Here is a 12,755-nt window from a genome sequence, read left to right on the forward strand (position 1 = left end):
CTGTCCCATACGCAGACGCGCCGCCGGGCGAGCGGCGGCACCGGGCGGCGGGTCAGTGCTGGGCGTAGCCCTCCAGGAACTTCCCGATCCGCGTCACCGCGTCCGCCAGGTCCTTCTTCGCCGGGAGGGTCACGATCCGGAAGTGGTCGGGCTCCGGCCAGTTGAAGCCTGTGCCGTGCACGATCATGATCTTCTCGGAGCGCAGCAGGTCAAGGACCATCTGCCGGTCGTCCTTGATCTTGTAGACCGAGGGGTCGAGCCGGGGGAACGCGTACAGCGCGCCCTTGGGCTTGACGCAGGACACCCCGGGGATGCGGGTCAGCAGCTCGTACGCCGTGTCGCGCTGCTCCAGCAGCCGGCCGCCGGGCAGCACCAGGTCGTTGATGGACTGGCGGCCGCCGAGGGCCGCGGCCACCGCGTGCTGGGCGGGCATGTTGGCGCACAGCCGCATGTTGGCGAGGATCGTCAGGCCCTCCAGATAGCTGGAGGCGTGGGCCTTGGGGCCGCAGATCGCGAGCCAGCCGCTGCGGTAGCCCGCGACCCGGTAGGCCTTGGAGAGCCCGTTGAAGGTCAGGGTCAGCAGGTCGGGGGCGACGGCCGCGGTGGGGGTGTGGGTCGCGCCGTCGTAGAGGATCTTGTCGTAGATCTCGTCGGAGCAGACGACCAGGTTGTGGCGGCGGGCGATCTCGGTGAGGCCGCGCAGCATCTCCTCGTCGTACACCGCGCCCGTGGGGTTGTTGGGGTTGATGATGACGAGGGCCTTGGTGCGGTCGGTGACCTTGCGCTCGATGTCGGCCAGGTCGGGCAGCCAGTCGGACTGCTCGTCGCAGCGGTAGTGCACGGCGGTGCCGCCGGAGAGCGAGACCGCGGCGGTCCACAGCGGGTAGTCGGGGGAGGGGACCAGGACCTCGTCCCCGTCGTCGAGCAGGCCCTGCATCGCCATCTGGATCAGCTCGGAGACGCCGTTGCCCAGGTAGACGTCCTCGACGTCCAGGTCGATGCCCTTGGTCTGGTAGTGCTGCATCACCGCGCGCCGGGCGGACAGCAGCCCCTTGGCGTCGCCGTAGCCGTGGGCGCCGCCGAGGTTGCGCAGCATGTCCTCCAGGATCTCCGGCGGGCACTCGAAGCCGAAGGTCGCCGGGTTGCCGGTGTTGAGCTTGAGGATGCGGTGACCGGCAGCCTCCAGCCGCATCGCCTCCTCGAGTACCGGGCCCCGGATCTCGTAGCCGACGTTGGCGAGCTTCGCGGACTGGATCACCTGCATGTCGGCCACCTTACGGGGGCGCAACCGGGACCGCTCGGTGTTCTTCGCCACGTGGACGGTGTAAGGGGGCGTCTTCGGGCGGACGGGACATGTCCGCGCGCCGGGTAACGAGTCTGTTTCCGGGGTGAATTTCCGCGTCCGGAGGGTTGGCCCGGGCGGGGCGGCTGGCTATCGTTCACGCACTTCAACGAATCGTTCCGCTGAACGAATAGCGGAGAAGGGTGGCCGGCCCATGCCTGACACCTCACCCCGACACGCCCCGGGGGCGGCGGCGATACCGCGCCGGTCGGTGCTCGCCGCCGCGGCCGCGGGCGGCGCCGCGCTCGGCGCGTCATGGCTGCTCACCGGCTGCTCCGGCGCGGCCTCCGCCTCCCCCGCCGACGCCCTCCCCAGCGGCGCCCCCGCCGGCCGCCCCGACCGCGGCGGCACCCTGCGCATCGCCCGGCCGCCCGCCTCCGACGCCGAGACCCTCGACCCGGCCAGCTCCCTGTCCGCGTACGAATACCTGGGCGCCCTCTACAACCGGCTGGTGCGGATCGGCCCCGACGGCACCCTCGTCCCCGACCTCGCCGAGTCCTGGGAGCCCGACAAGGAGGCCCGCACCTGGACCTTCCGGCTGCGCCGCGGCGTCACCTTCCACGACGGCCGCGCCTTCACCTCCGCCGACGCCGCCTACACCCTGCGCCACATCCTCGACCCGAAGACCGGCTCCCCGCAGGCCGGCGTGCTCGCCCCGCTGGTCGATCCCGAGCGGCTGCGCACCCCGGACCCGCACACCCTGGTCGTCCCGCTGAAGAGCCCGAACGCCGAGTTCCCGAGCCTGCTGACCAACTACAACTGCTACGTCGTCCCCGACGGCAGCGCCGCCTCCATCGGCCGCACCGGCATCGGCACCGGTCCCTTCAAGCTGGTCTCCTTCACCGCCGCCGGGCCCGGCCGGATCGCCGCGTGCGAGGACCACTGGGCCGGCCGCCCCGTCCTGGACGCGATCGACTTCTACTCCGTCGCCAACATGCAGGCCCGCTCCAACGCCCTGCTGGCCGGCCAGGTCGATCTGCTCTCCCAGACCAACCTGGACTTCGCCACCGCCCGCGTGGTCGCCAACTCCGACCGGGCCACCCTCGCCCGGGTCAGGAACGCCCAGTGGTACGTGCTGCCGATGCTCACCACCGAGAAGCCCTTCACGGACGTGCGGGTGCGGCAGGCCATGAAGCTCGCCTACGACCCCGAGCACGTGCTGAAGGTCGCCCTCCAGGGCGCGGGCACCGCCGGCTGGGACAACCCCGTGCCGCCCGGCACCCCCGGACACCTCGCCGCCCACCCGGCGCACGACCCCGAAAAGGCCCGCCACCTGCTGAAGCGCGCGGGGTACGAGCGGCTCGCGGTCGACCTCTACACCTCCGCCTACGACCCGATCTTCACGCCGATGGCCCTCGCCTACCAGGAGTCCGCCCGGCGGGCCGGCATCCGGATCCGGGTCAGGACGGCGGCCGCCGACTCGTACTACACCCAGATCTGGATGAAGAAGCCGCTGATGGCCACCTACTGGTACACCGGCCGCCCCGTCGACCAGCTCCTCAACCAGGTCTTCCGGGGCGGCTCCTCGTACAACGAGACCGCCTGGGCGGACAAGGACTTCGACGCGGCTCTGGACCGGGCCCGCCGGGAGACCGACGACGGGCGGCGCCGCGAGCTGTACCAGGAGGCGCAGCGCGCTGTGGTCGAGCGGGGCGGGGCGATCACCCCCATGTTCGCCGACCGGCTCGTCGGCATCTCCCGCAAGGTGCGCGGCTACGCCGAGCACGGCTTCGAGTTCGACTACCTCGGCATCGGGCTGAAGGGGGCGTGAGGGGCGTGCTCTCCTTCCTGCTGCGCCGCGTCGTGGCCGCCCTCGGCACGCTGGTGCTCTCCTCCGTCCTGGTCTTCCTGGCCGTCCAGTCCCTGCCCGGCGACGTCGCCACCCAGGTGCTCGGCAAGGACGCCACCCCCTCGGCCGTCGCCGCGCTGCGCGACAAGCTCCACCTGGACCGGCCCGCCTGGGAGCGTTACGCCGAGTGGGTGAACGGCGCGCTCCACGGCGACTTCGGCACCTCCCTGGTGAGCGGCAAGCCGGTGGGCGGCGAGGTCGGCCAGTACCTCGGCAACTCCGCGCTGATCGCCCTCGTCACCGTCCTGTTCGCGGTCACCGGCTCGCTCGTGCTGGGCGTCCTCGCCGGCCTCTACCGCGACCGCTGGCCCGACCACCTCATCTCCACCGTCAGCCTGATCGGCATGAGCGTCCCCGAGTTCGTGGTGGCCACCGTGCTGGTGCTGCTCTTCTCCATCGCCGTGCCCGTCCTGCCCGCCGTCGTGCTCTACGGGCCCGAGGCGACCGTCGGCCAACTGCTCCCCGCCGTCTGGCTGCCCGCCGCCTCGCTCGCGATCGTGATGGCCGCGTACATCGTGCGGATGGCCCGTACCTCGGTCATCGACGTCATGGCCGGCGAGTACGTCACCACCGCCCGGCTCAAGGGCCTGTCCACCTGGCGCGTGGTCACCCGGCACGCCCTGCCCAGCGCCCTGCTGCCCACCCTCCACGTCATCGCGCTCAACGTGGCGTGGCTGGTCGGCGGCGTGGCCGTCGTCGAGAACGTCTTCAACTACCCCGGCATCGGCAAGCTGATGCTCTCCTCCGTGCAGAACCGCGACCTGCCCGTCATCCAGGCCATCGCGCTGATCAGCGCCGTCGTCTACGTCTGCTGCAACCTGGCCGCAGACCTCGGCGCCATGGCCCTCAACCCCAAGCTCAGGACCCGAGGAGGGCGGACCCGATGAGCACCCTGGAGATCCCCGACGCTGCCGTTCCGGTCGAACCGCCCGCCGTCCGGCCGGGCTTCGCCGCCCGCACCTGGCGCACCGTACGCTCCTCCCGCGCCGCGGCCATCGGCCTCGCCATCGTCGCCGTGCACGTCCTGATCGCGCTGCTCGCACCCGTGCTCACCCCGTACGCGCCCACCGTCGGCGACGCCTCCCACGCCCTGCTCGGCCCCGGCGCCGACCACTGGGCCGGCACCGACAGCTACGGCCGCGACGTGCTGGCCCGCGTGCTGTACGGCGGGCGGTACGCGCTCGGCGTCTCGGTCGCCGCCACCGTGCTGACCCTCGCGCTGGGCACCGTGCTCGGCTGCGCGGCCGCGCTGCGCGGCGGCTGGCTGGACGACGTGCTGATGCGGGTCCTGGACGCCGTGCTGGCCATCCCCTCGATCCTCGCCCTGCTGGTCGTCGTCACCGCGCTCGGCACCGGGCCCGCGGTCATCGTGCTCGCCGTCGCCGTCGTCTACGTCCCGCAGGTCGTGCGGGTCGTGCGCGGCGCCGCGCTGGCCGTCGTGCCCGCCGACTACGTCACCGCCGCCCGCGCCCGCGGCGAGGGCACCTGGTCGATCCTGCGGCGCGAGGTGCTGCCCAACATCACCGACGTGGTGTGCGTGGAGTTCGCGATGCGCGCCTCGTGGGTGGTGCTGCTGATCAGCTCCCTGTCGTTCCTCGGCTTCGGCGCCAACCCGCCCACCCCCGACTGGGGGCTGATGGTCGCCGAGAACCGCACCGCCATCACCGTCGTGCCCATGGCGAGCCTGGCGCCCATCATCGCCCTGGCCACGCTCGTGGTCGGGCTCAACCTCGCGGCCGACGGCCTGTCCAAGGCGTGGGGCGTGGACCGGATCCGGGAGGGCTCCTGATGACCGCCATCGTCTCCGTGGCGGGGCTGTCCGTCGCCTACCGCTCAGGCGGCCGGGACGTGCCCGTCGTCCACGAGGTCGGCTTCGAGCTGCGCCCCGGCCACACCCTCGCCCTGGTCGGCGAGTCCGGCAGCGGCAAGTCGACCGTCGCCGCGACCCTGCTCGGGCATCTGCGGCACGGGTCGCGGATCACCGCGGGCACCGTGCGCGTCGACGGCGCGGACGTCTTCGCGCTGCCGCCCCGGGAGCTGCGGCGGCTGCGCGGCGGCACGGTCGCCATGGTCGCGCAGAACGCCGGACACGCGCTCACCCCCTCCATGCGGGTCGGGCGGCAGATCGCCGAGGCGCTGCGCGGCGACGCGGCGGCCGGCCCCGCCGCCGTCACCGACCTCCTCGACCAGGTGCGCCTGCCGCGCCCCGCCGAACTCGCCCGCCGCTACCCGCACGAGCTCTCCGGCGGACAGCAGCAGCGCGTCGCCATCGCCATGGCCATCGCCGCCCGCCCCAAGGTACTCGTCCTCGACGAGCCCACCACCGGCCTCGACGTCATCACCCAGCGCGGCGTCCTGGACCTGCTCGCCGCGCTGCGCGAGGAACTCGGCCTCGCCGCCGTCCTGGTCAGCCACGACCTGGGCGTCGTCGCCCACATGGCCGACGAGGTCACGGTGTTGCGCGCCGGGCGGGTCGTCGAGACCGCCCCCACCCGCCGCCTGTTCACCGCGCCCGCCGACCCCTACACCCGGCGGCTGCTGGCCAGCGTGCCCCGGCTGTCCGACGCCGGGCTCGCCGTCGTCGCCGACGACGGCAGCCGCGAGATCCGGCCCAGGGCCCAGGTGCCCGCCGACGCCCCCGAGGCCGTCGCCGTCCGCGACGTCACCATCGACTACGGGGCCAGCCGCGCCGTCCACGGCGTGTCGTTCCGGGTGCGGCGCGGCGAGGTGCTGGCGCTGGTCGGCGAGTCGGGCAGCGGCAAGTCCACGCTCGCCTGGTCGCTGGCGGGCCTCCGGGCGCCCTCGGGCGGCACGATGACCGCGACCGGCGCCGAGGGGGGTTCCGGCGGGGGCGCCGGGGTCGACGGCGACCTGGCCCGCCCGGCGCGCAAGCGGCCGCTCGCCCTGCGCCGGAAGGTCCAGCTCGTCTTCCAGAACGCCGACACCTCTCTCAACCCCCGGCGTTCGGTGGGCGACGCGGTACGGCGGCCCCTGCGCTTCTTCGGCACGGTCGGCTCCCGCACCGAGGCCGCCGCCCGCGCGCGGCGGCTCATCGCCGACGTACGCCTCGACCCGGCCTTCGCCGACCGGCTGCCCGCCCAGCTCTCGGGCGGGCAGCGGCAGCGGATCGGGATCGCCCGGGCGCTGGCCGGCGAACCGGACGTGCTCATCGCCGACGAGATCACCACCGCCCTCGACGTCTCCGTCCAGGCCGAGGTGCTGCGCCTGCTGGACGACCTGCGCCGGGACCGGGAGCTGGCCTGCCTGTTCATCAGCCACGACCTGGCCGTGGTGCGCGGCATCGCCGACCGGGTCGTGGTGCTGCGGCACGGCGTGGTGGTCGAGGAGGGCCCCACCGAGGCGGTCTTCGCGGCCCCCGGCCACCCGTACACCCGCCGGCTCATGGCCGCCGCGCTGGAGCCCGGCCCGGACCCCGGCCCCGACCCGGACCCCGGACCCGGACCCCGGTCCCGACCCAGACCCCGGCCCCGACCCGGATCCCGGCCCCGACCCGGACCCCGGTCCCGACCCGGACCCCGGTCCCGAGGCGGAGCCGCCCGGGGCGGCCGACGACTGGCAGGACGCGGCCGAGCCGCACGACACCTGGACCGACCTGGGCGGCGGCCACCGCGTCCGCCGCTGGAGCCCACGAGTGAGGAGCGTCAACCCGTGAGGTACCGCGAGCGGTTCGACCGCGAGGTGCGGGTGGAGGACGTCTGGATCCCCACCCGCGACGGGACCCGGCTGCACGCGCGGATCTGGCGCCCCGCCGACGCCACCGCCGACCCCGTGCCCGCCCTGCTGGAGTACCTGCCGTACCGCAAGGGCGACTGGACCGCCCCGCGCGACGCCCAGCGCCACCCCTGGTACGCCGGGCACGGCTACGCCTCCGTACGGGTCGATCTGCGCGGCAGCGGGGACTCCGAGGGCGTGATGCTCGACGAGTACACCGAGACCGAACTCGCCGACGGCGTCGACGTCGTGGAGTGGCTGGCCGCCCAGCCGTGGTGCACGGGCAAGGTCGGCATGTTCGGCATCTCCTGGGGCGGGTTCAACTCCCTCCAGATCGCCGCCCTGCGCCCCGGGCCGCTGAAGGCGATCGTCACCGTCTGCTCCACCGACGACCGCTACGACAACGACGTCCACTACACCGGCGGCGCCGTCCTCGGCATCGACATGCTCGCCTGGGCCGGCACCATGCTCGCCTTCACCGCCCGCCCGCCGGACCCGGCCACCGTGGGCGAGGACCGCTGGCTGCCCATGTGGCGGCAGCGGCTCGGGGCGCTGGAGCCGTATCTGCACACCTGGCTCGCCCACCAGGAGCGGGACGACTACTGGCGGCACGGCAGCGTCTGCGAGGACTACGGCGCCATCGACGCGGCGGTCCTCGCGGTCGGCGGCTGGGCCGACCCGTACCGGGACACCGTGCTGCGGCTGGTCGAGCACCTCGACGCGCCCGTACGGGGGCTGATCGGGCCCTGGTCGCACCAGTACCCCGACCGGGGCCTGCCGCCGGGCCCCGCGATCGGCTTCCTCCAGGAGACGCTGCGCTGGTGGGACCACTGGCTCAAGGGCGTGGACACCGGGGTCATGGCGGACCCCGCCCTGCGCTCCTGGATCAACGACCCCGTGCCCCCCGCGACCCACCACACGACCATGCCCGGCCGCTGGGTCACCGACGACGCCTGGCCCTCCCCGGCCGTGACCTGGGACGAGCGGCCGCTGGGCGGCCCCGGCGCGGGGCCCGCGGTGGTCCGCTCCCCGCTGCACACCGGCGTCGACGCGGGCCGCTTCTTCCCCTTCGGCAACGCCACCGACCTGCCGCCCGACCAGCGCGAGGAGGACGGCCGCTCGGTCTGCTTCGACTCCGCGCCGCTGACCGGGCGCGTGGAGATCCTCGGCCGCCCCCGGGTCCGGCTGCGCCTCGACAGCGCCACCCCCCGCGGCCACGTCATCGCGCGCGTCTGCGACGTCGCCCCCGACGGCTCCTCCACGCTGGTCAGCCGGGGCGTGCTCAACCTGCTGTCCCGGCACGGCCGGGACCGGGCCGTGGAGTGGCGGCCCGGCACGTACGAGGACGTCGAGGTCGAACTGACCGCCACCGGCTACGCCTTCCCGCCCGGCCACCGCGTCCGCGTCGCCCTGTCCGACCAGTACTGGCCGTGGGTGTGGCCGCACGGCGAGCGCGGCGCCCTGACCGTCCTGCCCGCCGACAGCGCCCTGCTGCTGCCCGTACGGGACCCCGGCGCCGACGCCGGCCGCCCGCCGGTCGCCTTCGAGGAGCCGGAACAGGCCCCGCCGCTCCCCGTGACCAGCGAGCCGCCCGCCAGGCCCCGGCCCGAACGGATCGTGCGGCACGACGTGGCCACGGGCGAGTGGACCCTGGAGGTGGACCCCAACTACGGCGGCTCCCGCACCTACCCGGACGGCCTGCGCTACGGGGAGAGCGCCCTGGAGACGTACCGGATCCGCGGCACCGACCCGCTGTCGGCCGTGGCAAGCTCCCAGTGGACCATCCGGCTGCGGCGCGGCGACTGGGACGCCACCGTGGTGACCACCACCGAACTCCGCGCCACCGCCACGGAGTTCATCATGGACAGCGGCCTCGAAGCACGGGCGAACGGAGAGACAGTGGCCAAGCGCACCTGGCACCACACCACCCCCAGGACCTCGGCATGACGACGTCCGTGCCCGACCGGCCCGGCCGCCGGCCCAAGGCGCCCCGCAGGGCCGTCGCCGCCTCCGAACGCACCCGGCAGCCCACCGAGGTGCGCCGCCGGCTGATCGTGGAGGCCGCCGTCCCGCTCATCGTCGAACGCGGCTCGGCGGCGGTCGGCGTGCGCGACGTGGCGGCCGCGGCGGGCGTCTCGGTCGGCACCGTCACCTACCACTTCGACAGCGTCCAGGAAGTCCTCTCCGAGGCGATGGTGCTGCACATCGAGCGCTACTACGCGGCACTCAGCGAGGCCGCCGACCGGGCCACCAGCGGCGCCGAGGGCCTGCGGCTGCTCATCGACGCCCTGTTCACCGACGACACCGACCGGCACTGGCGCATGTGGTTCGACTACTGGCACGCGGGCGACCGCGACCAGGCCTTCGCCCGCGGCCAGGCCGAGCGCTACGCCAGCTGGCACGGCGAGATCCGCTCCCTCGTCGAACGCGGCGTCGCCGAGGGCGACTTCCGCACCGTCGACCCGGCCGACTTCGCCGTCCGCTTCGCCGCCCTCGCCGACGGCCTGGCCCTGCAACGGCTGCGCCAGGCCCCGCCGCTGACCACCGAGGCCGCCCGCGCCCACCTCTACCGGCTGGTGGAGGTGGAGCTGGAGGCGGCGGCGACGGGCTGACGCCGCACCGAGCGCCCGGCCAGGACGTCCGTGCGCCGCCCGTCCTCGATGACGAAACGGCCGTCGATGAGGACGTGCGGGACCCCCGTCGGCAGGGTGCGCGGCGCCTCGAAGGTGGAGCCCGCGGCGACCGTGTCCGGGTCGAAGAGGACCAGGTCGGCGCGGTATCCCTCGCGGACCAGGCCCCGGTCGGGGAGGCGGAGACGGGCCGCGGGCCGCGCGGTGAGGTGGGCCACGCACTCCTCCAGCGACAGCACGCCCAGCTCGCGGACGTAGCGGCCCAGGTAGTGGGGGAAGGTCCCGTACGCGCGCGGGTGCGGCTTGGCGCCCTGGAGGAGGCCGTCGCTGCCGCCGGTGTGCACCGGGTGCTTCATGATCGCCCGCACGTTGTCCTCGTGCCCCACGTGCTGAAGGATCGTCGAGCCGAGCCGGTCCTCCAGCAGCAGCCGGCGCGCGGTGTCCCACGGCGCCTCGCCGCGCTCGCGCGCCGACCGGGCGACCGTCTTGCCGACGTACGGGGCCAGGGCCGGATCGGCGACCCCGGAGATCTCGATGGTGTCCCACTCGATGGGCACGCCATGGCAGCCGTCCGCGCCCTCCACCTCCATGACGTGCCGGATCCGCTCGGCGGTCGGCTCGTCCCGCAGCCGCTCCAGGACGGCATCGGGCCCGCCCTCGGCGGCCCAGCTCGGCAGCATCGCGGCGAGCGTGGTGGAGCCGGGGAGATAGGGGTAGGTGTCCAGGGTGATGTCGGCGCCCTCCGCCAGCGCCCGGTCGAGCAGCGCCAGCAGCTCGGGCGCCCGGCCCTTGTTCACGCCGAAGTTCATGGTCGCGTGCGCCAGGTGCAGCGCGCAGCCCGCCTCGCGGGTGAGGGCCACCATCTCCTCGTACGCCCGGAGGGCGCCCGCGCCGTACGAGCGGTGGTGCGGGCAGTAGTACCCGCCGTACGCCGCGACGACGCGGCACAGCTCGGTCAGCTCGGCGTCGGACGCGTACATCCCGGGCGTGTACGTCAGCCCCGACGACAGCCCCACCGCCCCCTCCTCGAGACCCTCCGCGACCAGCCGCTTCATCCGCTCGACCTCGTCCGGGGCGGCCTCCCGGTCCGCCCAGCCGACCGCGAGCATCCGGACGGTGCCCTGGGGGATGAGGTACGCGGCGTTGACCGCGATGCCCTGCCCGTCGAAGCCGTGGTCGAGGCGGTCCAGATACCCGCCCACGGTGCGCCAGTCGAAGTCGATGTCGGAGCCGTCGCCGTTCCAGCCGGTGATGGCCGTGCGGATCTCGGCGAGGGTGCGGTCGTCGACAGGCGCGTACGACAGCCCGTCCTGGCCGATCACCTCCAGGGTCACCCCCTGCGCGACCTTGGCCGAGTGGTCGGGGTCGCGCAGCAGGGCGAGGTCGCTGTGCGCGTGCATGTCGATGAACCCGGGCGCCAGCGCGAGCCCGTCGGCCTCCACCACCCGCCGCCCCGCCGGCCGCGGGCCGGCCCCCTCCGGCACGATGGCGGCGATCCGCCCGCCGTCGATGCCGACGTCCGCCCGGTAGCGGTCGCCGCCGCTGCCGTCGACGACCCGCGCGTCGCGGATGACCAGGTCCATGTGCGCTGCCTCTCGCTCAGTGGTCTCGGAAGCCTCGGCGGTCTCAGAGCCTCGGCGGTCTCAGAGCCTCAGTGGTCTCATCAGTGGTCTCAGAAGAACGTGCGGATGTAGTCCGTGACCGTGCCGTCCGCCTCGGCCACGGGGATCAGCTGCCACTTGTCGAAGCTCGTGCACGGGTGGGAGAGGCCGAGGCCCACCCAGTCGCCGACCTCGAGCCGCGTGCCCTCCGCGACCGCCAGCCAGGCGTGCTGGTCGGACAGCCCGGTGACGGTGAGTCCGGTGGCGGGGCGCTCGGTGCCGTCGAGGGAGCGGATGACCTGCGCTTCGGGGAGGTCGAGGTCGTACGCCGCGTCGCGCTTGCCCGCGTTGAGGAACGCCTGGCCCGGTTCGGGGCGGGAGACGACCTGGGCCCACAGGCGGAAGGCGGGGCGCAGGGTGCCCTCCTCGGGGACGCGGTTGAAGGGGGTGACCTCGCGGTAGCGGCCGTCGTCGTGGGAGACGTACGCGCCGGAGCGCAGCAGCTTCAGCACCGGGCCGGACAGCTCGGGCAGCTCTTCGAAGACGTCCGCGACCGCGTCGAACCACGCGCTGCCGCCCGCGCTGACCACGATCTCGTCCGCTTCCGCGAACCGGCCCTCCCGGTCGAAGGCGACGGCCAGCGCGATGAGCCGGCGCAGCCACGCCCGGACCCGCTCGCCGTCCGGCTCCGGCACCTCGCCCTCGTAGCCGGCGACGCCGACGAGGCGCAGGGTCCCGGTGGCCGCGACCGCGTCGGCGACGGCCGCGCAGTCGGCTTCCGTACGGGCGCCGGTCCGCGCGCCGGGCCCGGCGCCGAGTTCGACGACCACGTCGACCGGGCGGCGGGCGCCCGCCTCCCGCAGGGCCGCGTCCATCAGCTCGACGCCGCGCGGGGAGTCGACGTACGCGAGGAAGCGGAAGTCGGGGTCGGCGTCCAGCTCCCCGGCGAGCCAGTGGAGGGCGGCGGCGTCCACGACCTCGTTGGCGAGGAAGATCCGCTGGATGCCGAAGGCGCGGTACAGGCGCACCTGGGTGGGCACGGCGGCGGTGATGCCCCAGGCGCCACGGTCGAGTTGGCGCTCGAAGAGCTGGGGGGCGAGGGAGGTCTTGCCGTGCGGGGCGAAGGCCAGGCCGTGGGCGGCGGCGTAGCGCTCCAGGGCGGCGAGGTTGTGCTCCAGGGCCTCGGCGGACAGCACCAGCACGGGGGTGGTGAACCCGCCGGTGAACAGGGAGCGGCGCTCGGCCGCCAGCTCGCCGACCGTACGGCCTTCGGCGCTCGGGGGCAGGCCCTTGAAGCGGTGGTCGACGCGCTCGCGGGCGAGGCGGGCGACGGGGGAGTCGGGCGTGGCGGGCGTGGCGGCGGCGGGGTCGGCGGCCGTTTCGGCGGGGCGGTCGGCGGTGGGGCGGTCGGCGGCGGAGTCGGCGGCCATGGAGCCTCCCATGAGCATCGGGGTTGCAGCATGTGCAACGTTCATTGCGTATAACGCTTAGCGCTGTCTAACATCCCGCCAAGCACCCGGTCAACGGTGTGCGCCACACCCCCGACGCCCCAGCGAGGAGCGAGTACGTCGTGTCCGCAGCCCCCCATGCCGACGACGCCC

8 protein-coding genes and 1 pseudogene are annotated in these 12,755 nt (G+C 74.3%); 6 read left to right on the forward strand and 3 right to left on the reverse strand.

Annotated elements, in window-relative coordinates; all coding sequences use genetic code 11:
* Positions 1-52: 52 nt before the first annotated feature.
* Positions 53-1,264, reverse strand: coding sequence for a pyridoxal phosphate-dependent aminotransferase (locus tag BBH68_RS18440; protein ID WP_065963834.1), 1,212 nt, complete (start codon positions 1,262-1,264; stop codon positions 53-55).
* Between the two features lie 232 nt (positions 1,265-1,496).
* Between BBH68_RS18440 and BBH68_RS18445 the strand changes: the two genes are divergently transcribed.
* From BBH68_RS18445 to BBH68_RS18465, 6 genes and pseudogenes are all read left to right on the forward strand, one after another.
* Entirely contained in the window at positions 1,497-3,113 is a 1,617-nt protein-coding gene (locus tag BBH68_RS18445; protein WP_065963835.1) for an ABC transporter substrate-binding protein, read from the forward strand.
* Positions 3,114-3,118: 5 nt separating this feature from the next.
* The gene (locus BBH68_RS18450; protein ID WP_065963929.1) at positions 3,119-4,078 is read left to right on the forward strand and encodes an ABC transporter permease; all 960 of its coding nucleotides are present in this window, start codon (positions 3,119-3,121) and stop codon (positions 4,076-4,078) included.
* A complete protein-coding gene (locus BBH68_RS18455; protein ID WP_065963837.1) occupies positions 4,075-4,980 on the forward strand; it encodes an ABC transporter permease in 906 nt (301 codons plus the stop codon). Before BBH68_RS18450 ends, BBH68_RS18455 begins: the two co-directional genes overlap by 4 nt.
* Positions 4,980-6,611 (forward strand): annotated as a pseudogene (locus BBH68_RS39495) (dipeptide ABC transporter ATP-binding protein); the annotation flags it as partial. The gene BBH68_RS18455 and the pseudogene BBH68_RS39495, both read left to right, overlap by 1 nt.
* 249 nt (positions 6,612-6,860) lie before the next feature.
* Complete coding sequence (locus tag BBH68_RS18460) at positions 6,861-8,870, forward strand: CocE/NonD family hydrolase (protein ID WP_065963931.1); 2,010 nt, start codon at positions 6,861-6,863, stop codon at positions 8,868-8,870.
* Positions 8,867-9,535: a TetR/AcrR family transcriptional regulator gene (locus tag BBH68_RS18465; protein ID WP_065963839.1), complete on the forward strand. Its 669-nt coding sequence runs from the start codon at positions 8,867-8,869 to the stop codon at positions 9,533-9,535. Before BBH68_RS18460 ends, BBH68_RS18465 begins: the two co-directional genes overlap by 4 nt.
* Here the strand turns inward: BBH68_RS18465 and BBH68_RS18470 are convergent.
* On the reverse strand, positions 9,490-11,136 hold the full coding sequence (locus BBH68_RS18470) for an N-acyl-D-amino-acid deacylase family protein (RefSeq protein ID WP_065963840.1): 1,647 nt from the start codon (positions 11,134-11,136) through the stop codon (positions 9,490-9,492). The two genes, BBH68_RS18465 and BBH68_RS18470, sit on opposite strands and share 46 nt — an antisense overlap.
* Positions 11,137-11,225: 89 nt before the next feature.
* A complete protein-coding gene (locus tag BBH68_RS18475; RefSeq protein WP_065963933.1) occupies positions 11,226-12,584 on the reverse strand; it encodes an alanine racemase in 1,359 nt (452 codons plus the stop codon).
* Positions 12,585-12,755 lie beyond the last annotated feature (171 nt).

It is taken from the genome of Streptomyces sparsogenes (genome assembly GCF_001704635.1).
Taxonomy (GTDB): Bacteria; Actinomycetota; Actinomycetes; order Streptomycetales; family Streptomycetaceae; genus Streptomyces; species Streptomyces sparsogenes.

What these genes read in the sequence shown, in the direction of transcription:
- BBH68_RS18470 (WP_065963840.1), bottom strand. Translation starts at nt 11,136, where the DNA reads ATGGACCTGGTCATCCGCGACGCGCGGGTCGTCGACGGCAGCGGCGGC.
- BBH68_RS18445 (WP_065963835.1), top strand. Translation starts at nt 1,497, where the DNA reads ATGCCTGACACCTCACCCCGACACGCCCCGGGGGCGGCGGCGATACCG.
- BBH68_RS18440 (WP_065963834.1), bottom strand. Translation starts at nt 1,264, where the DNA reads ATGCAGGTGATCCAGTCCGCGAAGCTCGCCAACGTCGGCTACGAGATC.
- BBH68_RS18455 (WP_065963837.1), top strand. Translation starts at nt 4,075, where the DNA reads ATGAGCACCCTGGAGATCCCCGACGCTGCCGTTCCGGTCGAACCGCCC.
- BBH68_RS18465 (WP_065963839.1), top strand. Translation starts at nt 8,867, where the DNA reads ATGACGACGTCCGTGCCCGACCGGCCCGGCCGCCGGCCCAAGGCGCCC.
- BBH68_RS18475 (WP_065963933.1), bottom strand. Translation starts at nt 12,584, where the DNA reads ATGGCCGCCGACTCCGCCGCCGACCGCCCCACCGCCGACCGCCCCGCC.